The 23,476-nt window shown below is 65.6% G+C and carries 20 protein-coding genes; 8 read left to right on the forward strand and 12 right to left on the reverse strand.

Annotated features, from left to right (window positions below):
* The 6 genes from BST40_RS01210 to BST40_RS01235 form a co-directional block, all read right to left on the reverse strand.
* Positions 1–911: PE domain-containing protein (locus BST40_RS01210; protein ID WP_142276695.1), on the reverse strand; the 911-nt coding region annotated here is incomplete at its 3' end.
* A gap of 123 nt (positions 912–1,034) precedes the next feature.
* Positions 1,035–2,525 (reverse strand): class I adenylate-forming enzyme family protein, encoded by a 1,491-nt coding sequence (locus BST40_RS01215; protein WP_083153180.1) that lies wholly within the window; start codon positions 2,523–2,525, stop codon positions 1,035–1,037.
* Positions 2,522–3,457 (reverse strand): acyl-CoA dehydrogenase family protein, encoded by a 936-nt coding sequence (locus BST40_RS01220; RefSeq protein WP_083153181.1) that lies wholly within the window; start codon positions 3,455–3,457, stop codon positions 2,522–2,524. Before BST40_RS01220 ends, BST40_RS01215 begins: the two co-directional genes overlap by 4 nt.
* Positions 3,454–4,620, reverse strand: coding sequence for an acyl-CoA dehydrogenase family protein (locus tag BST40_RS01225; RefSeq protein WP_183155036.1), 1,167 nt, complete (start codon positions 4,618–4,620; stop codon positions 3,454–3,456). The genes BST40_RS01220 and BST40_RS01225 overlap by 4 nt, the downstream gene beginning before the upstream one ends.
* Positions 4,617–5,711 carry an acyl-CoA dehydrogenase family protein gene (locus BST40_RS01230; RefSeq protein WP_075548430.1) on the reverse strand — a complete coding sequence of 365 codons (1,095 nt, stop codon included), beginning with the start codon at positions 5,709–5,711 and terminating at the stop codon, positions 4,617–4,619. The genes BST40_RS01225 and BST40_RS01230 overlap by 4 nt, the downstream gene beginning before the upstream one ends.
* Positions 5,712–5,719: 8 nt before the next feature.
* Complete coding sequence (locus BST40_RS01235; RefSeq protein ID WP_083153183.1) at positions 5,720–6,763, reverse strand: acyl-CoA dehydrogenase family protein; 1,044 nt, start codon at positions 6,761–6,763, stop codon at positions 5,720–5,722.
* Between the two features lie 84 nt (positions 6,764–6,847).
* Here BST40_RS01235 and BST40_RS01240 point away from each other — a divergent pair, with 84 nt between their 5' ends.
* On the forward strand, positions 6,848–7,729 hold the full coding sequence (locus BST40_RS01240; RefSeq protein WP_075548428.1) for an LLM class flavin-dependent oxidoreductase: 882 nt from the start codon (positions 6,848–6,850) through the stop codon (positions 7,727–7,729).
* On the opposite strand, the gene BST40_RS01245 is transcribed toward BST40_RS01240, so the two are convergent.
* The 5 genes from BST40_RS01245 to BST40_RS01265 all read right to left on the reverse strand — a co-directional run bounded on the left by BST40_RS01245 (position 7,671) and on the right by BST40_RS01265 (position 13,439).
* A complete protein-coding gene (locus BST40_RS01245) occupies positions 7,671–8,411 on the reverse strand; it encodes an SDR family oxidoreductase (protein ID WP_075548427.1) in 741 nt (246 codons plus the stop codon). The genes BST40_RS01240 and BST40_RS01245 overlap by 59 nt on opposite strands.
* Before the next feature lie 5 nt (positions 8,412–8,416).
* Entirely contained in the window at positions 8,417–9,238 is an 822-nt protein-coding gene (locus BST40_RS01250) for a FadR/GntR family transcriptional regulator (RefSeq protein ID WP_075548426.1), read from the reverse strand.
* Between the two features lie 159 nt (positions 9,239–9,397).
* The gene (locus BST40_RS01255; RefSeq protein WP_075548425.1) at positions 9,398–12,277 is read right to left on the reverse strand and encodes an MMPL/RND family transporter; all 2,880 of its coding nucleotides are present in this window, start codon (positions 12,275–12,277) and stop codon (positions 9,398–9,400) included.
* Complete coding sequence (locus tag BST40_RS01260; RefSeq protein ID WP_183155035.1) at positions 12,274–12,750, reverse strand: MmpS family transport accessory protein; 477 nt, start codon at positions 12,748–12,750, stop codon at positions 12,274–12,276. Before BST40_RS01260 ends, BST40_RS01255 begins: the two co-directional genes overlap by 4 nt.
* Positions 12,751–12,830: 80 nt before the next feature.
* A complete protein-coding gene (locus tag BST40_RS01265) occupies positions 12,831–13,439 on the reverse strand; it encodes a TetR/AcrR family transcriptional regulator (protein ID WP_075548479.1) in 609 nt (202 codons plus the stop codon).
* 81 nt (positions 13,440–13,520) lie between these two features.
* On the opposite strand from BST40_RS01265, the gene BST40_RS01270 reads away from it, so the two are divergent.
* The 7 genes from BST40_RS01270 (at position 13,521) to BST40_RS01300 (ending at position 21,934) form a co-directional block, all read left to right on the forward strand.
* Positions 13,521–15,920 carry a CaiB/BaiF CoA-transferase family protein gene (locus tag BST40_RS01270; RefSeq protein ID WP_083153185.1) on the forward strand — a complete coding sequence of 800 codons (2,400 nt, stop codon included), beginning with the start codon at positions 13,521–13,523 and terminating at the stop codon, positions 15,918–15,920.
* Positions 15,921–16,146: 226 nt separating this feature from the next.
* Complete coding sequence (locus tag BST40_RS01275; RefSeq protein ID WP_075548422.1) at positions 16,147–17,532, forward strand: HNH endonuclease signature motif containing protein; 1,386 nt, start codon at positions 16,147–16,149, stop codon at positions 17,530–17,532.
* A gap of 244 nt (positions 17,533–17,776) precedes the next feature.
* Positions 17,777–18,904 (forward strand): aromatic ring-hydroxylating oxygenase subunit alpha, encoded by a 1,128-nt coding sequence (locus BST40_RS01280; protein ID WP_075512878.1) that lies wholly within the window; start codon positions 17,777–17,779, stop codon positions 18,902–18,904.
* Positions 18,870–20,486, forward strand: coding sequence for an AMP-binding protein (locus BST40_RS01285; RefSeq protein ID WP_075548421.1), 1,617 nt, complete (start codon positions 18,870–18,872; stop codon positions 20,484–20,486). Before BST40_RS01280 ends, BST40_RS01285 begins: the two co-directional genes overlap by 35 nt.
* Before the next feature lie 60 nt (positions 20,487–20,546).
* Complete coding sequence (locus BST40_RS01290; protein ID WP_075548420.1) at positions 20,547–20,972, forward strand: nuclear transport factor 2 family protein; 426 nt, start codon at positions 20,547–20,549, stop codon at positions 20,970–20,972.
* A gap of 57 nt (positions 20,973–21,029) precedes the next feature.
* Entirely contained in the window at positions 21,030–21,503 is a 474-nt protein-coding gene (locus BST40_RS01295; protein ID WP_075548478.1) for an FAS1-like dehydratase domain-containing protein, read from the forward strand.
* Positions 21,500–21,934, forward strand: a complete 435-nt coding sequence (locus tag BST40_RS01300) for a MaoC family dehydratase (protein ID WP_075512881.1) — start codon at positions 21,500–21,502, stop codon at positions 21,932–21,934. The genes BST40_RS01295 and BST40_RS01300 overlap by 4 nt, the downstream gene beginning before the upstream one ends.
* Here the strand turns inward: BST40_RS01300 and BST40_RS01305 are convergent.
* Entirely contained in the window at positions 21,912–23,411 is a 1,500-nt protein-coding gene (locus BST40_RS01305; protein WP_075548419.1) for an aldehyde dehydrogenase, read from the reverse strand. The genes BST40_RS01300 and BST40_RS01305 overlap by 23 nt on opposite strands.
* Between the last annotated feature and the right edge of the window lie 65 nt (positions 23,412–23,476).

A 23,476-nucleotide genomic window follows, 5' to 3' on the forward strand; every position in this document is an offset into this window, starting at 1 on the left:
GTGTAGATCGTGGTCGGGAAGGAATTGTCTGGGGTTGCGCCGTACATCTCTATCCCCAGACTTGGGAGGCTGAGCCCGACGAAACGCTCGAACAGTCCTCCGTTGGGGTTCATCGGATTACCGACCAACGTGAAGGTCAAATTGTTGAAGTACGGGCTCCCGGCGGCCCCCGAGTTGGTGGGATTGAGCGCCCGCATTACCAGTGAAGAGATCATGGCGCTCTGCGATTCGCCCGACACGTTGACAGTGTTTCCGCTCGTCAGCAGCCCTGCATAGGGAGGATTAGTGCCGACGAGGGTATTGGTCAGGATGGTGACGCCCTGGGCCACCGACACGTTGAGGGGCAAGGTCTTGACACCGGTGTCGATATAGAATCCCTCCGGTGTGAAAAGGCTCTGCACGAGGGCCGGATCGACCGGGAAAATGGGCGCGATGTATTTCGAGACAATGTTGTTGACATAGTCAATCGAAGGAATCGGGTTCCCGCTGCCACCCATGACCAGGGTGTTCACCGCTGCCGCCGCTGGAACCGCGGACGTCAGGGCGCCAGGAGCGCCGGGCGCGATGCCGCCCAGCAGCACGCGCACGGGTGCGCTGATGGTGGCCAGCGCCTCCGACACCGCGGCGGCGTTGGCGGCCTCGGCCTGTGCGTAGGAGCTCGCCGCGGTGGCCAACGCCTGGGCGAACGCATCGTGAAACGCGCCAGCTTGCGTCATGACGGCTTGGCATTCCTGGCCATATGCGCGGAACAGGCTTGCGATCAGCTCCGATACCTCGTCGCGCGCCGCGGCTATCACCCCGGTCGTCGAGGCCGCCGTGGCGGCGTTGGCCGCGCCGATCGCCGAGCGGATCTGCGCCACTTCGGCCGCAGCAGTCGCCACGATGTCGGGCTGCGTGAGCATGGAGGTCATCGGACCGTCCTCCTCTACGGTGAGGGCCGGGAGGGAGCTACCAGTGAGCGTAGAGCGGTCTCACCGGCGTGTCCGGCGTTTACGCTTCCGCATTTCCGCACCGCACGTCCCCGTTTGCGAAGCTCAGCCGCCCCGCGCGGCGATCATGGCCGAGCGATTGACCTTGGTTGCCGCCGTGCGGGGAATCCGATCGACGAATTCCACTGTCTTGGGCACTTTGTACGGCGCAAGCCGGTTCTTGGCGTACTCGATCACCTGTTGTTCGGTCAGCGGCGCCGCCGCTTGCACCACGGCATGGACCCGGCGTCCCCAGTGCGGGTCCGAGATGCCGATGACCACGACGTCGGCGACATCGGGGTGGCCGGCAAGTGCGGACTCGACCTCTGCCGGAAAGACGTTGGCGCCGCCGGTGATGATCATGTCGGCGCGACGGTCGGTGATGTAGAGGTAGCCGTCGGTGTCTAAGTGACCGATGTCGCCGGCCGACCGAAACCCGTCTTCGGTCGACGGAAGTGGCGGCGCGCCACCGAGATAGCGGTATCCCGCACTCATCGGCGCGCGCAGGTAGACCTCGCCTTGTTCGCCGGGGGGCAGCGGCTGCTGTTCGGCGTCCAGGATCCGGATCTCGGTGTCGCGGAAGCCGCGGCCGACGCTGCCCGGATGCGTCAGCCATTCGTCGCCGCGCAACGCGGTGAGCCCGAGATTTTCGGTCATGCCGTAGGCCATCACAATCCGTTCCGGGCTCAGTAGCTCGAACCAGGTGTGCAGCAGCGTCGGCGGCATCACGGCGGCGCCCTGCAAGATGAAGGAGATGCTGGACAAGTCGCGCCGACCGATGTCGGGCACTGCGGCGATGCGCTTGAGCATGGTCGGGGTGGCGGTGAAGTTGGTGACCCGGTACTGCTCGACGGTGTCGACAACCGTTGCGGCATCGAACTTTTCCAATACCACCAATTGGTCGCCGCCCAACAGGAAATGCAGGGTGGCAAAGCCGTTGGTGTGGTACATCGGCGCGGGCACCAGGATGGTCTGCGGCTGGGCCACCGGCGTCCAGGCTGCCAAGAACGGCTCGCTGTGCTGAGGCGTCCACAGCGACGGCGCCAGGTTGAGGATCACCTTGGGAACGCCGGTTGACCCGCTGCTGCAAATCCCGTGGGCGGTGGGTGAAACAGCTTCGGGCAGTGGGCTTTCCGGTTCGACGGTGGCGCGCACGTCCAGCTCCCACCGGCTTTTCTCGTCGACCACGACGGCGGCGTCGATCACGTCCAGCACCCGGTTCCGCTCCCACTCGGGTAGGTCCCAGTGCATGGGAACCGGCACCGCGCCGATCTTCCAGCAGCCCAAGATGGTCAGTATGAGGTGCACGGAGTTGGGGATCGCGATGGCGACCAGAGAACCTATCTGGGCGCCACTGGCGTCCAGCGCCCGCGCCCATTGATTGGCACGGGCGTCGAGTTCGGCGAAGGTCAGCGTGCGGGTGCTGCCGTCGGGCGCCACGGTGGTCAGGGCCGCTTCGTCGCTTTTTTGCTCGGCCAGCTCCTGCAACCTGGTCCCGAACGGGATGCCGTCGGCCAGCGGATTGGGGGTGACCGAGGATTCGATGGGACGGCTCATGCGGGTACCGGCCCGACGAAGAGTGTCTCCAGATAGCCATCACGGACATCGGAGATCAGGCGGCGGCTCAGTGCTTCGGTTCCCAACGGCAGCCGGATCAGCGGTTGGGTGTGCCGGTCCAGCACGCTGACGTCGGACTCGTCGCAGAAGCCCAGCGCGCCGAGCAGTTGGTGCGACGTGCGCAGCACCTGCCGCGCGGTGTCGGCGGCCTTCAGCCGCAGCGCCAATGCGTCAGCCGAACCCACTTGCACCGCAGCCGATTGCGATCGGCTCAGGGTGTACTTGGCGAGTTCGAAAAGCCCGCGGACCGCGACGGACGCGTCGGCGACGGCAAACCTGACGGCCTGGAAATCGGCCAGCGGCCTGCCGAACTGAACCCGGCTCCGCACGTGGCCGGTGGCGATGTCCAACGACTGCTGCGCCGCTCCCAGCAGCCGCCATGATCCCAGCACAAGATGAAGGTTAATGTCGGCGGCCGAAACGGTGCCATCGGGCGCTCCCAAGGCCGCCGGCACCAGAAACGGCCCCAGTTTGGCCGCGGTGCGCACCGCGGGTTGCACGGGATAACGAGTGCCGTCGAGGTCGGTGGCGATCCAGTCGCCGGGTAAGTCGCCGTGATCGACGCGGGGTGCTTGCGGATTCACCAGAGCCAGGCGAGCGCCGTCGATTGCCAGCAATTCTTCGACGAGTGGGTAGGGCAGCGCGGCGGCGCCGGCGGCCCGGCACAGCACCGCGGCGGCCAGCAGATCATCGGATGCGGATCGCACATCCAGCTCGAATGCGCCCAGCTGCACCAGCGCCTCGCGTGCCGCGTGCCGAACGCTGTCGTCGGTTTCGGCCCGCAGCGCCGCCGCCGGCCCGCCCAGCCGCGCTAGGCGCTTGACCGCGACCACGGCGAAGTCGGTAATATCTTGCGGCAGTTCGGTATTCACCGGTGTTCCCCCAACACGTCACGTGCTACCAGCATTCGCTGTACTTCGATGGTGCCCGACGCCACGGTGGCCGCCTGCGCGTAACGCCAATGATCTTCGATCGCGCCGTGCAGCGGGGCCGTGACGCCGCTGTCCAGCGCTGCCGGGCCGAGCACGTCGAAAAGCAGCTCGGCGACCTGCTGATCGCAGGTGGTGGTCGCGATACGGGCGGCACTGGCCGCCGCACCCGCCTGCGGGTCGTCCTGCAGCGACACCGCCCGATAGGCCAGTAATCTGGCCACCCGCAGGTCGACGAGCGCCCGAACCCAGCGCACCCGAATCGATTCCGGAAGCCGGTCCCAGTCGTCGCCGAGTTCGGTGCGCAGCCGGTGCAGCAACGATTCGCAGCGCGCGTACCGGGCGATGCCGACGCGTTCAAAGGCCAGGGCTTCCCGCATCACCCGCCAACCGTCGCCGGGCTCGCCCAGCACATCGCCTTGGAAGGCCGGCACCCCGTCGAGGAACATCTCGTTGAGGTGATGCGGGCCCAGCATCGACGGAATCGGCCGGACCGTGATGCCGGGCCGGTCCATCGGGACCAGAAACAGGGTGAGCCGCTTGGATTTAGCAGCATCCGGGTGGGTACAGGCCGCCAGCACACACCAGGAGGCCATCTGGGCATACGACGTCCACACCTTCTGGCCGGTGATGCGCCAGGTCCGGCCGTCCGGGCCGTCCGGCACGGCGCGGGTGCGCAGCGACGCGAGGTCGGTGCCCGCCTCCGGCTCGGAAAACCCTTGGCACCACACCACTTCGCCGGCGGCGATCGCCGACAGGTGCTTGGCCTTCTGTTCCGCCGTTCCGTATCGCATGATGGCCGGGCCGACCCAATTGATACCCATGTACTGCGGGCCGCGCGGCTCGTGGTGGGCCCACATCTCTTCGCGTAGCACGGTCTGTTGCCAGATCGAACCTCCGCCGCCACCATGTTCTTTCGGCCAGGCCAGCGCCAGCAGCCCTTCGGCGGCAAGGAGTTTGCAGAATGACTCGGTGGTGGCCAGGTCCTGGGGGTCGTCGGTGCAGGCGCCGAGGAAGCCGGCCGGCACGTGGTTGGCGATCAACTGCCGCAGCCGGGTTCGCAGTTCAGCGCCGTCATCGCCGAGGTCGTAATCCATCGTCGTCATCCTTTCGGCAGCCCGAGCAGCCGCTCGGCGATGATGTTGCGCTGGACCTCGGATGTTCCGCCGTAGATGGTCGCGGCAAGGGCGTCCTGGCGTTCGAAGAGCAGGCCGGCGTCACCGGTCGAAGCCGGACCGGCGGCCACCGCGCTCAGTTCCCAAACCCGTTGTAAGGTAACCGATCCAAGCAACTTGAGGATATCGGCCTCCGGGCTGGGCCGGCCGGCGAGTTCGTTGCTCAGGGCACGGTAGCCGGTGGCCCGCAGCGCCGCGGCGTCGGCCAGTAGCGAGCCCAGCTCGGCGTAGACGTCGGGGTCGCGGGTGCCCCGTACCGAGTCGAGGCCGCGCTTGACCTCGACCCAGTTCATGATCCAGATCATCTGGCGCTCATGATGCAACGACGCCAACGCCACGTTCCAGCCGCCGTTGCACGGACCCAGCAGGTTGTCGACGGGCACTCCGACCTCGTCGAGGAAGACCTCACAGAACGTCTCGTCGGACGCCGACGCCATCCGGATGGGTTCGATCCGCACGCCGGGGGAGTGCAGGTCGAGAATGAGGCAGGAGATGCCGCGGTGTTTCGGCGCATCCGGGTCGGTGCGGGCATACAGGGTGCACCACCGCGACTCGTGGGCCTGCGTGGTCCAGATCTTGTGGCCGTTGACCCGGAACAGGTCTCCGTCGCGCTCGGCGCGAGTGCGCAGGCCGGCGAAATCGGATCCGGCTTCCGGTTCGGACATGCCCAGCGCCCACCACTCGTCACCGCGCAGCAGCGGAACCAGCAGCCGGTCGATCTGCTCGGGTGTGCCGAATTGGCGGATCCCGGGTGCGGCGACGTTGGGTCCGGCGATGTTGGGCAGTTTGGGGGCAGAGCGCAGCGCGGCCTCGATCCGGATTTCCATGGCGTCGCGCAGGCTCAGCGAACGCCCACCGTGCTGGCGGGGCCAGGTGGGTTGGATCCACCCCGCCTCGAAGGCGGCCCGCTGATACTCGCGTCGCAACCCAATGTCCCAGCGGTACTGGCGATATCGCTGGTAGTAGTCGCCGGGCAGGAAGTCGGTCAGCCACTCGGCGAACTCTTCGACGTGTGCCGTCATGGGGGCCGTCATGACGCGCCGCCGGCGAAGCGTCGGCCCACCTCGTGGTACAGCGCGCGGCTGTCGCCCAGCATCGCCGCGCCCTGCCAGGCGTGCCGGACATAGAGGTGGATGTCGTGTTCCCAGGTCTGGGCCAGCGCGCCGTGCACCTGGACGGCGGTGCGCGCGCAGCGGGTCGCGGCCTCGCCGGCGGCTGCCTTGGCCAGCGCCGCTGTGGTCCAGTCGGGGTCGGCCGCCGCCGCGTAGGTGAGGCTGCGGGCACGCTCGACGCTGACGTAGTTGTCGGCCAGCGCGTGCTTGATCGCCTGGAATGCGCCGATCGGCTTGCCGAACTGACGGCGGGCCTTGGCGTGTTCGACGGCGCGATGCAGGACCGCGCTCGCCACTCCGACCAGGTCGGCGGCAGCGGCGATCAGCGGTGCGGTCAATGCCGATTTGGCGCTGGCGACCGGCGCGGTGGCCATCGCGGCGGTGTCGATTTCGACATCGGCGACGGGTTGTGCCGGGTCGGTCGACTCGCCGGCCCGGATGACCACGCCGTCGCCGGCGCGCGCGACCGCGGCCACCAAGCCCTGGTCCGATGTCGCCAGCGTGACGATCAACTCGGCCCGGACCAGATTGGGCACCGCGACGGCATGTCCGCGCAGGCGTCCGTGCTGCAGCGTCATGGGTGGCCGCGGCAGCCGGTGTCCGGGGGAGTGGACGGCCAGGGTTGCCGCCGCGCCGCCGGCGATCTCGGCCAGCACATCGTCGAGACGGCAGGCCCGCAACACGCCCGCGGCCAGGCCGACGCTGCTCAGCAGCGGGATCGGGGCGATGGCCGCACCGCATTCCTGCAGAACCAGTACCAGCTCGAGGGGGCCGAAATCGCCGGACGGATCGGCTATGGCGAGTTCGGTCCAGCCGAGATCGACGACGGTCTTCCACAGCGTGCGCCAACGCTCGGGATCGGTGATTGCCTGCCGGGCGGCCTCGGGTGGGCACTCGGCGCGCAGGATGTCGCGCACGGTGTCGCGCAGCGCCAACTGCTCTGAAGTCAGACCGACATCCATAACACCCCTAACATAATAAAAATAGTAAACTAGGCGACCCGGCGCAATCGCGCAGGACGCTGTGGGACAGGCATGGGTGGACGTATGGTCGAGTGGTATCTGTTCCTGCCCCAGGTGCGGTTGCCGGTAGCAGATTTTGTGGAGCGGGCGCGGGTCGCCGAGGGCAGTGGGTTTGACGGTGTGGCGTTCATCGATCATCTCGAGGCTCCTGGGCAGCCCGCTGAAAACATCTGGGAGGCAATGACCGTCGCTACCTGGGTGGCGGCCAAGACGCAGCGGCTGCGCATCGGCCACCTGGTGCTCTGCGACGCGTTCCGGCATCCAGCCGTTCTGGCCAAACAGGCCGTAACGCTGTCAGCGGCGTCGGATGGCAGGTTCGAGCTCGGGATCGGCTCGGGATCCTGGCCCGCGGAGTTCGCCAGATTCGATGTCGGTCAGCAGGATCCGGTTGCCCGGGTCGAACAACTGCAGCACCACCTAGCGCTGATCACGCAGTACTGGGCGGACGAGGACAAAGCTCAATCGCCCAGACCGGTGGGTCCGATACCGCTGATCTTGGGCGGCAGCGGGCGCCGGATGATGGAACTGGTTCGCAAATACGCGGATTGGTGGAATCTGCAGGCCAACCACCTCGACCGGTTGCCTCGCCTGGCCCCGGCCGCGGGATCGGCCCGTATCTCCGTGCAGCAGATGGTGGGTTTTGCCCGGGCGGGAGCCGATCCGGATGCGGTACGCCAGGTGAGCGTCCGGCGATTCGGTTATCTGGGGCCTGGGCTGGTGTGCGGTAACGCCGACGAATTGATCGAGCACTTCGTGGGACTGGCCGCGCACCGGGTCGAGCGCTTCTACGTGTGGTTCGCCGACTTCGCCGCGCCGGATTCGCTGGCCGAGTTTGGCGAATCGGTGATCAAGGGCTTCCCGGAGATCCGGGAGACTTCAGCGACGCGCGCCGACGGGCCTCGGTAGGCACCACCGGTGGCCGGGCGAACGGACCGCGCTGCACCGCGCTGAGTCGGATCTCCGGTAGGTCGACAGACGAGTCGACGGTATCGAGCCAGGCCACCGTTTCGGCGATGTCGGACACCTGGATCGCATACATCTCGAACGGAACATCCTGCAGCATCTCGGTTTCCACGGGTCCCGGGGTCACCAGGTGGACGCTGATGCCGTCGCGGTCGACCTCGAGCGCCAGCGCGCGGGCAAACGCGTTCATGCCGGCCTTCGATGCCGAGTACGCGGTTCGGGCCGGCATCGGCTCGTGCGCGGCCGACGAGGAGATGAAGACCAGCCGTGAACCTGGCCCCATGCGGGGCAGCACCGCGGAGGTCACCACAAAACAGGAGTCCAGGTTGGCCGAGATGATCGTGCGCCACTGGTCGAAGGTCTGCTTGCGCGCGTAGGTTCCGCCCAGCGCGCCGGCAGCGTGCACGACCAGGTCGATGGTGTCGAGTTCGGTTATGGCGGTGGCGAATCCGGCTGGGTCAGTTGCGTCGGCGACAATGTAGCGGGCACCGATATCCTCGGCTGCGGCCCGCAGTGGGCCCTCCCGTCGCGCCACCAGTACCACGTCGTAGTCGAGCTCGCAAAGCTTGCCGGCGCACCCCTTGCCGATCCCACCGCTGCCGCCGGTGACCAACGCGGTTCGCACTGGAATCAGGGGCGACGGATGTCCCGCGGGCGTGTCAGCGCCTGCGGTGACAGCGCATAGATCCGTTGTTCACCACCACCGGACAAGACGTAAGTCTGGGTATCGGCGAGGTGTCGGCCCGCGATGCGCCGGGCCCGGTCGACGTCTCCCTCGGCAATCGTCTCGGCCAGCTTGATGTGGGTGTTGAGGACCGCGCGTCGTTTGGCCAACGACGGGTAGGTGCCCCGCGCCGCGCTCTCGTCGGCCCATTGTTGTTCATGGCTGGTCCACAGGGTCTCCAGGCTGCCCACGACCGCGATGATGGTGTGGTTCCCACAGCCGCGGACGATGAGATCGTGGAAGCGGCGGCCGATTTCGGTGAACTGCCGCCCGTCGTCGAGATGCGCTGCCATGGCGTCGTTGACCTGCTTGAGCTCGGGTACCAAAGTATCTGCGCGGTCGGGTCGTTGGGCCGCCAGCGCGGCGCAGGCAGGCTCGAGTTCCTGCAACGCGGCGCCCAGGTCGCTGACGGCGACGGACTCGCTTTGCAACAGCAGGCCGAGCATGTAGGCGGCGCTGGTCTTGGCCGGCGCGTGCACGACGGCTCCGCCTCGGTTACCGCGGCGGACGGACACCAGCCCCTCGGTCTCCAAGATTCGCAACGCCTCCCGCAGCGACACCAGGCTGACGTTGAACTGTTCGACCAGCACTTCCTGGCGGGGTAGCAGATCACCGTCGGCGAGCTCGCCGTCGATGATCTGGCGGCGCAACTCATCGGCTACTATTTCGGCGATCCTCGGCGCAGACAGCCTGCGCCGGGCATCAGGGCCAGTTCCCAGGGTGGTCATCCGATCCTCGATAGAACAAGCAGGGGAGCTGACCCCGCCAACTCGACTTGCGTTGTCTATCTTAGCAGTAATGGCATAAATAGCATCTCATCGGCGGCGAGCCGCTGGTGCTGCTCTGTCGTATGCCGAATTGCCAACAGCGCCAACGAAATTCCCCGCTCAGTCGCTTTTCTCCGGTTGCCGCAGCAGCAGCTGACGAACCAGTGGACGTGGTCCGTACGGCCGGAGCCGCCTGCTGGCGGGGCGGGGGCGCACGTGTTGCGGCCACCAGAACCAACGTCCCAGGAGCGCCGCGACCGACGGCGTCATGAATGCCCGCACGATCAGCGTGTCGAACAGCAGGCCCAGGCCGATGGTGGTCCCTATCTGGCCGAGCACCCGCAAGTCGCCGAACACGAACGACGACATGGTGGCCGCAAACACCAGACCGGCAGCGGTCACCACCCCGCCGGTGCTGGCCATGGCGCGGATGATGCCGGTCTTCAATCCGGCGCCGATCTCCTCCTTGAAGCGGGAGATCAGCAGCAGGTTGTAGTCGGATCCAACTGCCAGCAGCAGGATGACGGCCAGCGCGAGCACGATCCAGTACAGTCGGATACCCAGGATGTCCTGCCAAACAAGCACCGACAGTCCGAACGACGCACCCAACGACAACGCCACGGTGCCCACGATGACGATCGCGGCGACCAGGCTGCGGGTGAGCGTCATCATGATGAGCAGGATCAGGCTCAGTGCGGCGATTGCGACGATCATCAGGTCGTACTTGGCGCCGTCCTGGATGTCCTTATAGGTGGCCGCGGTGCCGGCGAGATAGATCTTGGCGTCCGCCAAGGGAGTTCCCTTCACGGCCTCGTGGGCTGCCTTCCGGATGGGGTCGATATGCGAGATGCCTTCCGGAGTCGCGGGATCACCTTCATGGGAGATGATCATGCGAGCCGCCTTGCCGTCGGGCGAGAGGAACAATTTCAGGCCGCGCTTGAAATCGGGGTTGTTGAACGCCTCCGGCGGCAAGTAGAAGGAGTCGTCGTTCTTGGCCGCGTCGAACGCTCGTCCCATGGCCGTCGCGTTCTCCACCAGGGCCGCCGTCTGGCTGTAAATCCCGGACATGGTCGCGTAGTTGGACAGTGCCAGTTCACGATTGGTCTGCTGGCTGGCGATCTGTTCGGGGATGAGCGCGACGAGCTGCGGCTGGATCGCATCGAGTTTGTCCAGCGTTGCCGTGAGGTCTTCGAACCTCGCGCTGAGCTGGTCGATCCCGTCGAGTGCGTCGAACACCGATCTCAACGCCCAACATATCGGAATGTCGAAACAGTGCTTCTCCCAATAGAAGTAACTGCGCAATGGCCGCCAGAAATCGTCGAAATTCGCGATCTTGTCACGCAGATCATTGATTGTGGCGATCGTATCGTGAAAGCTCTCGGTCTCGGCGTGGGTAGCGGCGGCGAGTTCCTGCTGCAGGGCATACTGGCGCTGCAAAATGGCGATTGTCTTCCCCAACTCGTCGGCCTGTCTGAGCAGGTCGGCCGCGCGGTCTTGCTGGTAGGACAGGTTCATCACCTGGCCGACGCTTTGCATGCTGACCTGAAACGGTACCGAGCTGTGGTCGATGGGAGTTCCCAACGGCCTGGTGATGGATTGCACCTGGGCAATACCGGGGATATGGAAGACACTTCTGGCCACCCGATCTAAGACGATCATGTCGGCCGGATTGCGCATATCATGATCGGTTTCGATCATCAGCAGTTCGGGATTCAGCCGGGCGGGCGAAAAATGCCGCTCGGCAGCGGCGTAGCCGACATTGGCCGGAGCGGTGGCGGGCATGTAGGGACGGATGTCGTAGCTCGTCTGATATCCCGGCAGGGCGAGCAGGCCGACCAGGGCCACCGCACACGTCACCGCAAGAATCGGCCCGGGCCAGCGAACGATGGCCGTGCCGATGCGCCGCCAACCTCGGGTCCGCATCGCGCGTTTGGGTTCGAAGAGACCGAAATGACTGCCCAAGGTCAGCACGGCCGGGGCCAGAGTCAGTGAGGCCGCCAGCGCGACCAGGATGCCGATTGCGGCCGGAACACCCAAGGTCTGGAAATACGGCAGCCGGGTAAAGGTCAGGCAATAAACCGCGCCGACAATGGTCAGGCCCGAGCCCAACACAACATGAGCGGTCCCGCGAAACATGGTGTAGAAAGCCGCTTCTCGGTCCTGCCCGCCGTGCCGTGCTTCGTGATAACGGCCGAGAACGAAGATTGCGTAATCGGTGCCGGCGGCGATGGCCAATAGTGTGAGCAGATTGGTCGAATACGTCGAAAGTCCGATGATCCCGCTGTTTCCCAGAAAGGCGACGACGCCGCGGGCCGCGGCCAACTGGATGAGGACGGTGAGCAACACCAGGATCGTGGTGACAACGGAGCGGTAGACGATGAACAACATCACCGCGATCACCAGGAACGTGATCGCGGTGACTTTCATCGTGCCCTTGCTGCCCACCTGGAACTGATCCGCGATGAGCGGCGCCGCGCCGGTGACATAGGCCTTGATACCGGGCGGCGGTGGTGTGTGCGCCACAATGTCGCGGACCGCGTCCACCGACGCGATTGACAACGCCTCGCCTTGATTGCCGGCGAGATACACCTGGACATATGCCGCCCTGCCGTCGGTACTCTGCGAACCCGCCGCCGTCAGCGGATCTCCCCAGAAATTCTGAACGTGCTGCACATGCTTGGTGTCCTGGGAGAGCCGCTGGATCAGGGTGTCGTAATAGCTGTGGGCCGCGGCGTCAAGGGGTTTGTCGCCTTCCAACACAATCATGGCTGCGCTGTCGGAATCGAACTCCCGGAACACTTTTCCGATCCGCTTCATCGCCTGCATCGACGGCGCATCGGGGGCGATCAACGCCACGTTGTGGGCCTTGCCGACGTCTTCCAATTTCGGTACGGCCACGTTGGTGAGGACGGCAAGGCCGACCCAGAACAGCAGGATCGGAACCGCGAGCCGGCGAATGGTGTGCGCCACGGATGGCCTCGGATTCTGGTGGTTGCTCATGACGACTTGTCCAGGCAGTAGGTGTAGGCGTTCACTTCGTGGACGATCCTTTCGTCTTTGACGACACCGTTGACGGTGATCCGGCAGCCGATCGAGGAACTGTCGCCTTGTGCCACCACGTTGGCGAACACGGCGGGCTGCGTGGTGGTGATCGTGAAGGACCACGGCAGGGTCGCGTCGTCGACTCGCTGCGGTTGAGCATTGACGTCCAGATAGTTGATCGTCGCCACGGTCCCGGGCGCGCCGAAAACTTCGAGAACCACCTGTTTGGGGTTGAACGGGACGATCTCGTTCGAGATGCCACCGCCGGCCGGAGCGGTGCTGTGGGAACCGAAGATGCCGTGCAGCCGATGGATGCTGAATCCCGCGACCGCGATGATCACCACGGCGACAAGCAGCATCCACCCCCGCCTTACCAGGTGGCCAGGTGAAACCGCGGTTATCTTTCCGGCGCTGCGGGCGCGGATCGACATGCCTTGACGGTACGGTACCGGACCGGACACTTCAAGAGCCGAATCGGTGCGTTTGTGGCTGAGGGGTTGGCCGAGGAGCCTTACCGCGTGGGCCGGGTGAGGCTGGGAATGACGACGTTGTCGACGAGTGCTTGCACGGTGTCCGCGGTGGGCGGCCGGCTCGGGATGATGTGCCGGAAGACGAGGTAGCCGGGCAGTAAATCCCAGAGTTCCTCGTCGATGGCGGCGCCGTCGATCTCGCCGCGGTCGACGGCCTGCTGCAGGATGTGGTGCATCAGGGCCTTTCGATGTTCGAAGAACCCGTGTTGCATGGCATCGCTGAGCGCGGGATTGCGCGCCACCTCGACCAGCACCGCACGGATGGTGCTGGTGTGCTGACGGGCCTGCTCGCAGATAACCTCGCCCAGTTGCAGCAAATCGCCGCGCAGCGTACCGGTATCCGGTGGGACCGCGACTTGGCGGATGCCCTCGATGAATGCGGCCAGTACCAATTCGGCTTTCGATGGCCAGCGCCGGTACACCGTGGCTTTGCTGGCGCGGGCGGTGGCAGCGACCGCATCGACGGTCAACCGGTCATACCCATGTTCTTGCAGCAGCTGCAGCGTCACGGCCAGCAACTCCGCCTCCCGCGGCGACCACGATGAAGGCTGCGAAGAGTGATCGACAATCTGGGTCACAGCGCCAACGATAGAGCCATTACTGTAGTACAGACCAGTACCGTACCGTCGGGGGTTCCGCCTGCCCATGCTGAGGCATCGGCGGACCGAATTATGCTCGGCAGCGTGAGTCAGGGGTTAGGCAGGCGGCCGACACCGCTTGACGAATTGCGCGTCGTCGAAATCAGTGACCGCATAGCCGGCAGCTACTGTGGCAAATTGCTGGTCGACGCCGGTGCGCGGGTACGCAAAATTGAACCGCCGCAAGGGGATCTGCTGCGCGGGTACTCGCCCAGCTGTTCGCCGGTGCCTGACGGGTTGCCGGCCTCGCCGTTGTACTGCTACCTCAATGCCGGCAAGCAGAGCCTGACCCTGGCCCCGGATTCCGAGCGATACCGTGCCGAACTCGCTGCTGCCGACGTCGTGATCGTCACCTGCGGCCGGTCCCAGGCGGCCGCCCTGGGCATCGACCCCCGACGGTTGCTGGCCGAGTCCCCGCGGGCGGTCGTGGTCACGATTTCCGATTTCGGCTGGACCGGTCCCTTCGCCGATCGGGCGGCCACCGAGTTCACCCTGCAGGCATGGGCGGGCTCGCCCGGCTTCCGGGGCGATCCGGCCGGACCACCCATCTCGGTCGGCGGTGGCGTGGGCGAGTACATGGGTGGGGTGTTCGCCGCGTTCGGCGCGCTGGCCGTGCGCCGCCGCGTCGACCATGGCGGCCCGGGTGAGCATCTGGATCTGTCCATGCTCGAGGCGATGACCCTGATGCAAAGCAGCGAATGGCTGCATTCGCAACTGCTGCGGGTACCGCCGGTCCGCCGTACCCTCGAAGTGCCCTCGATCGAACCCGCCAAGGACGGCTACGTCGGAATCACCATGGTCACCGGCCAGCAGTGGCTCGACTTCACCGCGATGGTCGAATGTCCTCAGCTCGAAGACATTCCGCAGTTGCGATTCCAGATTGGCCGGTGGGAATACCGGGACCTGATCCGCGAATCGATCCGTCCGTGGATGGCCGAGCGGACCGTCGAGGAGATCGTCGCACTGGGTCAGCTGTTCCGGCTGCCGATCGCGGCGTTGGGCAACGGCGCCACCATCCGCGACATGGAGTACATGGTCGAGCGGGAAGTGTTCGTCGACAACCCCGCCGGCTTTCACCAGCCGCGCCCACCGTGGTTGATGTCGCGATGTACGCCCGCGCCGGTGCGCCCGACTGCTTGGCTAGGTGCGGACAACGACGAAACACCCTGGCGCAAAAGCGAACCCGAATCTGGGCCGGCGCCGACCGGGCTGCCGTTGGACGGCGTTCGGGTCATCGACCTGACCGCCTTCTGGGCCGGCCCCGCCGCGACCCACCTGCTGGCGGCCTTCGGTGCCGATGTCGTGAAGATCGAGTCGATCCAGCGTCCCGACGGCATTCGGTACTCGGGGGGCATGCGCACCGATGTGGACGACTGGTGGGAGTACGGCTGGGTGTTCCATGCGATGAACACCAATAAGCGTTCGGTCACATTGGATTTAGGCTCTGACGACGGGCGGCGATTGTTCCTCGAGCTGGCCGCGGATGCCGACGTGGTGATCGAGAATTTCTCGCCGCGGGTGATGGAGCACTTCGGGCTCACCGCCGAAGTACTGCTGACGGTGAACCCCAAACTCGTGGTCGCCCGGATGCCGGCCTTCGGGTTGGCGGGCCCGTGGCGTGACCGGGTCGGGTTTGCCCCCACCATGGAGCAGATCGGCGGCCTGACTTGGGTGACCGGATTGCCGGAGACGCCGCCGGTGACCCCGCGCGGCGCGTGTGATCCGCTGGCCGGCGTGCATGCGGCGTTCGCGGTGCTGGCCGCACTGAACTTTGCCGAACGTAGCGGGGTCGGCCAGCAGGTCGAGCTGCCGATGGTCGAGTCGGTGTTGAATACCACCGCAATTCAGCCGATCGAGCACGAGGTCCACGGAGTCACCCTCAACCGGTGCGGTAATCGTGGTTTCGGCGGGGCGTTACAGAACATCTACCGGTGCGCCGGTGACGACGACTGGATCGCGGTCAGCATTCGTGACGACCAAGACTGGAATGCGCTGGTCGAGGTGATGGACCGACCGCCTTGGTGCGACGGGTCGCTGTCGACTGCGGGCGGGCGCCGCGAGCGGGCCGACGAGATCGATGGCCGGCTACGGGACTGGTTTGCCGCGCAATCCCTGATGCCGACGGTGGAATCGCTTGCCGCTGCTGGCATTCCGGCGGCGCCGGTTGTCTCGCCGTCACTGGTCACCGAAAACCCGCAACTGTGTGACCGCGGGTACTTCGAGTCGCTGATCCACTGCCGTATCGGGCAAGCCCTATATCCCACACCACCTTTCGCGCGGTTGGCCGGCCAGCGGGAGTGGTTGCGCCGCCCGCCGCCAACCCTTGGCGCGCACAATGAAGAAATACTGCGTGAGCGGTGCGGGCTGACCGACGAGGAACTCGCGCGGCTAGCGGCAAGTGGCGTCATCGGGACCCGGCCCAAGGGGGTATAGGGCACTGCTGATCGCCCGCGATCGGTTGTCTCGTGCATCGCGAAGAAGATTGTGTTCGGCTCCATGTGGCGCGCTGCCAGACCGCCGCCGGGGGTGCCTAGCCAGATCCTCGTGCTAGTGGGACGGAAAGCAGTCTGATGTTCACTCTGGGTGAACACGTGAAATCGGTTGCTCGGCAGGTACTTTCTGCCCGGTTCTTGTCGGTGGCAGTCGATAGATTGCGGGTATGAGCTCGGGCGGTGTCGTGGATCGGGAGACGGTCACGGCGGCCTTTGATGCACTCGACGCCGCGGTCGACAGGTTGGTGGAGTTGAACTTTGATGCGTTGACCACTCCGGAGTGGTTGGCGTTGGTGAAGCGATGTGAAAAGGTGCGCCGACGGCTGCCGGTGGCTGAGCATCAGCTGATCAACAACCTAGCTCGCCAAGCCAGCGCCGAGGAGCTGGGCGGCAAGCTGTCGCATGCGATCGCCGACTGGGCGTTGATCAGCCGCACCGAGGCTGCCCGGCGCATCAAGGCCGCCGCCGATCTGGGGCCGCGGCGCGGGCTGACCGGGCAGCCGATCGCCCCGGTGTTGGCCGGGGCCGCCGCGGCCCAACGCGACGGAAAACTGGGCGGCGAAAGCATCCAGGTGATCCGACGCTTCTACCATCAGCTGCCCGCCTGGATTGACCAGGCCACCCGGGAGCGCGCCGAAGCCCAGTTGGCCCGCCAGGGTAGTCAGTTTCGCCCCGAACAGTTAGCCGGGTTGGCGGCCACGATCGCCGATTGTCTCAACCCCGATGGCACCTACCGCGATGAGGACCGCGCCCGCCGACGCGGCCTGACGTTAGGCAATCAGCAAAGCGATGGCATGTCGGAGCTGCGCGGGCTGATCACCCCCGAACTGCGCGCCACGTTAGAGGCCGTGTTGGCCAAGCTGGCCGCCCCGGGCATGGGCAACCCCGAATCCCAAACCCCCTGTGTGGACGGCACTCCCAGTCAAGAGGCCATCGACACCGACATCCGCTCAGCCCCCCAACGCAACCACGACGCCCTTACCGCCGGGCTGCGCGCCCTGCTGGCGTCGGGAGAGTTGGGTCGGCACAACGGCTTACCCGCCTCGATCATCGTGACCACCACGCTGGCCGAGCTGGAAGCCGCTGCCGGACAAGGACTGACCGGCGCCGGCACGATCTTGCCGATGAGCGATGTGATCCGGCTGGCCCGCCACGCCCGCCATTATCTGGCGGTGTTCGACAAGGGTAAGGCGTTGGCGCTGTATCACAGCAAAAGGCTGGCCGCACCGGGGCAGCGAATCGTCTTGTACGCCAGAGATCGTGGCTGCAGTGCGCCGGGTTGTGATGTCACGGGCTATTTCTGCGAGGTCCACCACGTCATTCCCTACGCCCAATCACCCACCACCGACGTCAACCAACTCACCTTCGCCTGCGGCGGCCACCACCCACTAGCCGACAAAGGCTGGACGACCCGCAAAAACACCCACGGCGACACCGAATGGACACCCCCACCCCACCTCGATCGCGGCCAGCCCCGCACCAACACCATGCATCACCCCAGAAAACTCCTCCGCGCAGACGAAGACGTCGAGGATGCTGCGGAATCCCCGTAATCGTGCAACTGGCGAAGCTCTGCCATCGGGAAGTGCAACTTACGGCTAAACCGTTGTGCGACAGGGGTCCCGCCGGAGCCTCGACGGAAGCCGGCCGTCGCAGCGATCCCGGGCACCACCGGCTACCCGCTATGTCCACGTTGACGTTCAATCCCTAAGATAGTAAAAATAGATCTAGTCGTCGAACCACGGTGAGTCAAACGCGGCCTGGTTGCCGCTCGGCCGCGTGGGAAACGGAGATCTCGTGACGCAGACCATTTCAGGCTCGGCTTCCGAATCGGCCCAGGATCCGTCGGAACGAGAGTTCGGTGCGAGCGGGATTGCGCTGTCGTCGTACCGGTTCCCGACGGGATGGTTCATCGTCGCGTTCGCCTCTGACCTGGCTCCCGGCGATGTCAAGCGTGCGCATTATTTCGGCGAGGAGCTGGTGCTGTTCCGCACCGCTTCGGGGCAGGTGCACGTGCTGGACGCCTACTGTCAGCACCTCGGCGCCAACCTGGCTGTCGGGGGCACGGTTGAGGGCGAACACATCGTGTGCCCCTGGCATGGCTGGCAATGGCGCGGGGACGGCACCAACGCGCTGATTCCCTACAGCAAGATCGGCTGCAAGAACAACGTCCGAATTCGCAGCTACCCCAGTACGGAGTGGTACGGCTTCATCCTGGTCTGGCATGAGCGCCACGGGCGGGCGCCGTACTGGCAGCCGCCAGTGCTGCCGGAGCTGGAGACCAACGAGTACTACCCGCTGCACCCACATAGCCGGATGCTCAACCGGGTCAAGGTGCACCCGCAGATGATCATCGAGAACGCCGCCGACCCCTATCACGTTCAATACGTGCACAAGGCCGCTAACCCGGCCACCACCGCGTCGTTTGAGGTCTCCGGGTACCACCTACACGCCACCGTCAATGCCCACTTCGGTGGCGGCAGACCCGCGACCTGGCTGACCCCGAACGGCCCGGTCGACGCCAAGATTGTCTACGACAACTACTCGCTGGGGTTGGGCTTCGTGCGCTTCCCCAGCGAGTTGGTGGGCACCGTTCAGGTCACCGGGCAGACGCCCGTCGACGAGGATTACACCGACTACTTCTACACCCAGGCGTCCCTCCGGGAGCCAGGCGACACCGGCGACGTGCCGACCGGGCGCGCCGCCAAATTCCTGGCTTTGCAACAGGAAGTGATCAAACAGGACTTCTTCACCTGGGAGAACATGAAGTACCTGGAGAAGCCGAACCTGGCGCCCGAAGAAGCGCACGACTACGCCGCCCTTCGTCGCTGGGCGCACCGGTTCTACCCCGGCGCGCAGCCCTGCGCCGACGACTTCGGATACACCGCAGATGGTGAGCCCGACCCCGCGGCTGCGAAGGCGTGATGTGAGCAGCCCTCCGGGGCCCTCCGATTTCGGAGTCGATCGCTTCACCGTTGCCGATGTGCTCGACCGGCGCGCAGCACAGCATCCGGACCGGGTGATGCTGAGGGTAGCCGGCGTCGACACCACCTTTGAGGACCTGCGACGGCGGTCGTGCGCTGCGGCGAGCATGCTGAGCGACCTCGGCGTCGACCGCGGCGACACCGTGGCGCTCTTCACCCCAACGTGCCCGGAATGGATCTACTTCTGGCTGGGCGCAGCACGAATCGGCGCCGTCAGCGCGGCGGTGAACGCCGCCAATAAGGGCGACTTCTTGCTGCATACCTTGCGGCTGTCGCAGGCCAAGGTGATACTCACCGACCCGGAGCGGCAAAACCGCCTCGAGGATATCGCCGACCGCGTGGACACACTGAATGAGACTGTGGTGTTAGGTGATTCGCTGAGCACGGAGCTGAGCCGCGATGCCGGCCCATTGCCGGATGGGCTCGGCGAGACGGAGATTGGATCGCTGTTCTTCACCTCCGGCACCACCGGGCCGTCGAAAGCCGTTGCCACGAGCTGGCATTACCTGTTCACGGTGGCCGCCACCGTGGCATCGGCCTGGCGATTCGCCCCCGGAGAGGTGCTGTGGACGGCGATGCCGCTGTTTCACCTGAGTGCGGCGCCCACCGTACTGGCACCGATGCTGGTCGGCGGAACAACCGTGCTCGCCCGCGAGTTTCATCCCGGCGAAGTCTGGGACGAGGTGCGCGCGCATGGTGCCGTCGGCTTCGTCGGCGCCGGCGCGATGGTGTCGATGCTGCAGAACCTTCCCCCGGATTCCCGTGATGCGGCGCTGCCGTTGCGGTTCATCTCCGCGGCGCCCATTGCCGCGGACTCCTACCATGCGATCGAAAAGCGCTACGGCTGCCGTATCGTCACGATGTACGGGCTCACCGAGGCATTTCCCCTTACCGTCAAGGGCGTTGCCGACGACGGGGTTCCGGGAACATCGGGGAAGCCGAATCCTAATTTCGATGTGCGCGTTGTCGACGACGCCGGCAACCCGCTACCGACCGGACTGGCCGGAGAGATCGCCTGCCGGCCCAGATTCCCACACGTGATGAGCGAAGGGTACGTCAGTGATTACGCCGGATCGGGACTGCACGTCGATCGCCATCCCGACTGGTTCCACACCGGCGACCTCGGGAGATTCGACAGCGCCCAGAACCTGACCTACCTGGATCGCAGCAAGGATTCGTTACGCAGACGCGGCGAGAACATCTCTTCGGTGGAAGTGGAAACCGTCGTGGCAAGCCATCCGGCGGTGCTGGAGGCGGCGGCAATCGGCGTCCCCAGCGGGGTAGGCGAGGACGACATCCTGATGATCGTGACCACGCGCCCCGGCGCTGCCGTCGACTACACCGAGTTGCTCGACTTCTGCGCTGCCCGCATGCCCTACTTCTGCGTTCCCCGATATGTGGAGTCGGTCGATGAACTTCCGAAGAACGGAATCGGGCGAATACGTAAAGATCTGTTGCGTACCAGGGGTTTAACGCCGGCTGCCTGGGATCGCGAAAGACATGGCTACCGGGTCAGCCGATGAGCTAGCGTAGTGTCACGTCCGTCGGTTCGGTTATCCCCGCGAGTGTGGCTGGAGAGCACAATGACGTTGTCCTATCAAGAACAGCAGATGCTGCACGCTGCGACGGGCCGCGCCGCCATTCTGGATTTGACCGCGCGACACAATCGCGCGTATTCCGAGGGTGACCGCGACGCATGGATCGCCACCTTCCGTCACTCCGGCGCAAGTTATAGCCGTGACGGCGAATCATTCGGTGATCCGCGGGCGGCCTTCGACGGCGGCGACGGGCAACGCCTGGTCACCGTCGACCACGAGGTCCGCATCGACGGGGTCAACGCCACGCAGCGTTGTGTCGCGCTGCTCTTTGCCCGCGTGCACGGCGACACCACGCTGCGGGCCACCGGGACATTCCGCGATCAGCTGATCTACGAGCGGGGCGGTTGGTATTTCGCTTCCCGCGCGCTGCAATGGGATTCGGTACCGAGCCGGCATCCGCTCGTCATGTAGCCGGTTGCCCACGTGAACTACCAACTGGCCTTCGGCAGCTACCAGGATGCGCTGCGGATGGTCGGTGCGACAACGGAACCGAGAACCGCCGCGACTGTGGTGAGCGGCGCGCGCATTCAGCTGTTCGCTGCCATGGTTCGCGACGGAAACCCCTCATATTGGGACGCCGAATACGCCCAGAGGCGTTGGGGCGGCTTACTGGCGCCGCCGGCCCTTTTGATGGGCTGGCTGATTCCGCCGCCGTGGCAGCCGGGAGGCCGGGTGCCCGCCGCGTCGTTGGCGCTGCGGGTGCCGTTGCCGGGCACCACGTTCATCAACGCGGCCAACGACGCCGAGTTTGTGCGGCCCATCGTCGAGGGCGATCGGCTCACCGTCGTCGAGGAACTGGTGTCGGTGTCCCCGGAAAAGCAAACCCGGCTCGGGGTCGGGCATTTCGTCGAAACGCTGGAGACCTACCGCCGCCAGGATGGCGCGGTGGTGGCCACATCGCGAAATACGTTGTTCCGCTTCACGCCTGGGCCACGACCGTGACCGATCGGACGTGGAACGACATCACCGTTGCGCTCGAGCTGCCCGAGGTCGTCGACCAGATCAGCTATCAGCGGGTGGTGGAGAACGCCGGGGCGACGTGGGACTACTTTCCGGGGCATTTCGATCCGACATATGCCCAAAGCCAGGGAAACCCAACCATTTTCGTCAACACCATGCATCTGGCGGGATTCGCCGACCGGATCGCGACCGACTGGGCCGGTCCGGGCAGCCGGGTGGTACGCCGTTCCATGCGGCTGACCGGCTCGATCTATGCCGGCGACACCATGGTGGGCCGGGGCCGGGTGGTGGCCAAACGGTGTGACGAGAGCGTCCAGCCGCCACGTTATCTCGTCGATCTGCGGATCGAGGTGACCAATCAGCACGGCGCGGTGTGCTGTCCGGTCGAGATCACCCTGCAGTTGCCGCAATGACATTGAGGACATTGGGCGGCGGCATTTTCCCGTTGCACAGCACCGATTGCAGCTCGACATATTCGGCCAGGCCCTCGGGCCCGAATTCGCGGCCGATACCCGACTTCTTGAAGCCGCCGAACGGTGTGCTGATGTCGAGCATGTACATGTTGATGCCGTAGGTGCCGGTCCGGATCCGGGCGGTGATTTCGAGGCCGTGGGCGGTGTCGGCGGTCCACACCGAACCGGCCAAGCCGTAATCGCTGTCATTGGCGATCCGGATCGCGTCCTGCTCGTCACGGTAGGTGAGAACGGTCAACACCGGTCCGAATATCTCCTCCCGTGCGATGCGCATGTCATTGGTCGCGCCGGTGAACAGCGTCGGCCGCACGTACCAACCACGATCGGCCGGGCTGTCCTCGCCGCCGACCACAACGCGCGCGCCCTGCTGCCGCCCGGATCTGATGTAGTCCTGAACCCGAAGCTGTTGGCGCCGGGCGACAAGTGGTCCGATATCGGTCGTGTCGTCACCGGGGTCGCCGACCCGCAGCGCCGCCATCATGTCGGCCAGGGCATCGACGACTTCGTCGTGACGGCGTTCGCTGACCAGGATGCGGGTCTGGGCAACACAGGCCTGGCCGTTATTCATCAACCCGGCCGTCTTCAACCCGGCGACGGTCTTATCGAGGTCGGCGTCGTCGAGGATGATCGCCGCCGATTTGCCGCCCAGTTCCAGGCTGACCCGTTTCAGTTGCGCTCCGCACTCCGCGGCGATGCGGCGTCCGGTGGCGCTGGAGCCGGTGAACGCGATCTTGTCCACCCCGGGATGGCTCACCAGCGCCTGGCCGACAGACGGTCCGCCGGTGAGCACCGAGACGACTCCCTCGGGCAGCTCGATCTGCTCGATCATCTCGGCCAACCACAAAGCGTCCAAAGGAGTTTCGGGAGCGGGTTTGACGATGACGGTGCAGCCGGCGATCAACGCCGGGATCAGCTTCGGCATGATCAGGCATTGCGGCACGTTCCACGGCACAATGGCGCCGACCACGCCGACGGGCGCACGACGCAGGTGCGCCTCGCCGAGCACACCCTGCCGCCGTTCCGTCCACGGGAAGTCCCGGGCGGTCGCCAGCGCCAGATGGATCATCGACGCCGCACCAGCCGCCTGGCCCAGCCTGCTGAAACTGCGCGGCGAACCCATCTCCGCGGTGATCAGGTCGGCCATGTCGTCGAGATGGTGTGCGTAAATCGCGGCCAGTTGCTCGATTTTGCTCATTCGCTGGTGCGGATTCCACAGCGGCCACGGACCGTGGTCGAACGCCTGCCGGGCGGCGGCCACCGCCGCCTCGACGTCGCCGGGGCCCGCCGCCGGTGCTTCGCCCAGCGGCTGCTCCGAGTGCGGGGAAATGACGCAGAGCCGTTCCGGCGTAGTGGGTTTGCGCCAGCGCCCGCCGATGAACAGTTCGTCATACCTGTGACGCGGGGATTCTGCCGTCATCGGGGCACCACCTCGGGGCAGGCGACGGTAACTTCGCTATTGATGCTAACATAGCAAAAAAGCGT

It is taken from the genome of Mycobacterium persicum, from assembly GCF_002086675.1.
GTDB classification, from domain to species: domain Bacteria; phylum Actinomycetota; class Actinomycetes; order Mycobacteriales; family Mycobacteriaceae; genus Mycobacterium; species Mycobacterium persicum.

Coding starts and splice junctions, on each gene's coding strand:
- BST40_RS01215 (WP_083153180.1), bottom strand. CDS start 2,525: ATGAGCCGTCCCATCGAATCCTCGGTCACCCCCAATCCGCTGGCCGAC.
- BST40_RS01225 (WP_183155036.1), bottom strand. CDS start 4,620: ATGACGACGATGGATTACGACCTCGGCGATGACGGCGCTGAACTGCGA.
- BST40_RS01230 (WP_075548430.1), bottom strand. CDS start 5,711: ATGACGGCACACGTCGAAGAGTTCGCCGAGTGGCTGACCGACTTCCTG.
- BST40_RS01235 (WP_083153183.1), bottom strand. CDS start 6,763: ATGGATGTCGGTCTGACTTCAGAGCAGTTGGCGCTGCGCGACACCGTG.
- BST40_RS01240 (WP_075548428.1), top strand. CDS start 6,848: ATGGTCGAGTGGTATCTGTTCCTGCCCCAGGTGCGGTTGCCGGTAGCA.
- BST40_RS01250 (WP_075548426.1), bottom strand. CDS start 9,238: ATGACCACCCTGGGAACTGGCCCTGATGCCCGGCGCAGGCTGTCTGCG.
- BST40_RS01255 (WP_075548425.1), bottom strand. CDS start 12,277: ATGAGCAACCACCAGAATCCGAGGCCATCCGTGGCGCACACCATTCGC.
- BST40_RS01260 (WP_183155035.1), bottom strand. CDS start 12,750: ATGTCGATCCGCGCCCGCAGCGCCGGAAAGATAACCGCGGTTTCACCT.
- BST40_RS01270 (WP_083153185.1), top strand. CDS start 13,521: ATGCTCGGCAGCGTGAGTCAGGGGTTAGGCAGGCGGCCGACACCGCTT.
- BST40_RS01275 (WP_075548422.1), top strand. CDS start 16,147: ATGAGCTCGGGCGGTGTCGTGGATCGGGAGACGGTCACGGCGGCCTTT.
- BST40_RS01285 (WP_075548421.1), top strand. CDS start 18,870: ATGGTGAGCCCGACCCCGCGGCTGCGAAGGCGTGATGTGAGCAGCCCT.
- BST40_RS01290 (WP_075548420.1), top strand. CDS start 20,547: ATGACGTTGTCCTATCAAGAACAGCAGATGCTGCACGCTGCGACGGGC.
- BST40_RS01295 (WP_075548478.1), top strand. CDS start 21,030: ATGGTCGGTGCGACAACGGAACCGAGAACCGCCGCGACTGTGGTGAGC.
- BST40_RS01305 (WP_075548419.1), bottom strand. CDS start 23,411: ATGACGGCAGAATCCCCGCGTCACAGGTATGACGAACTGTTCATCGGC.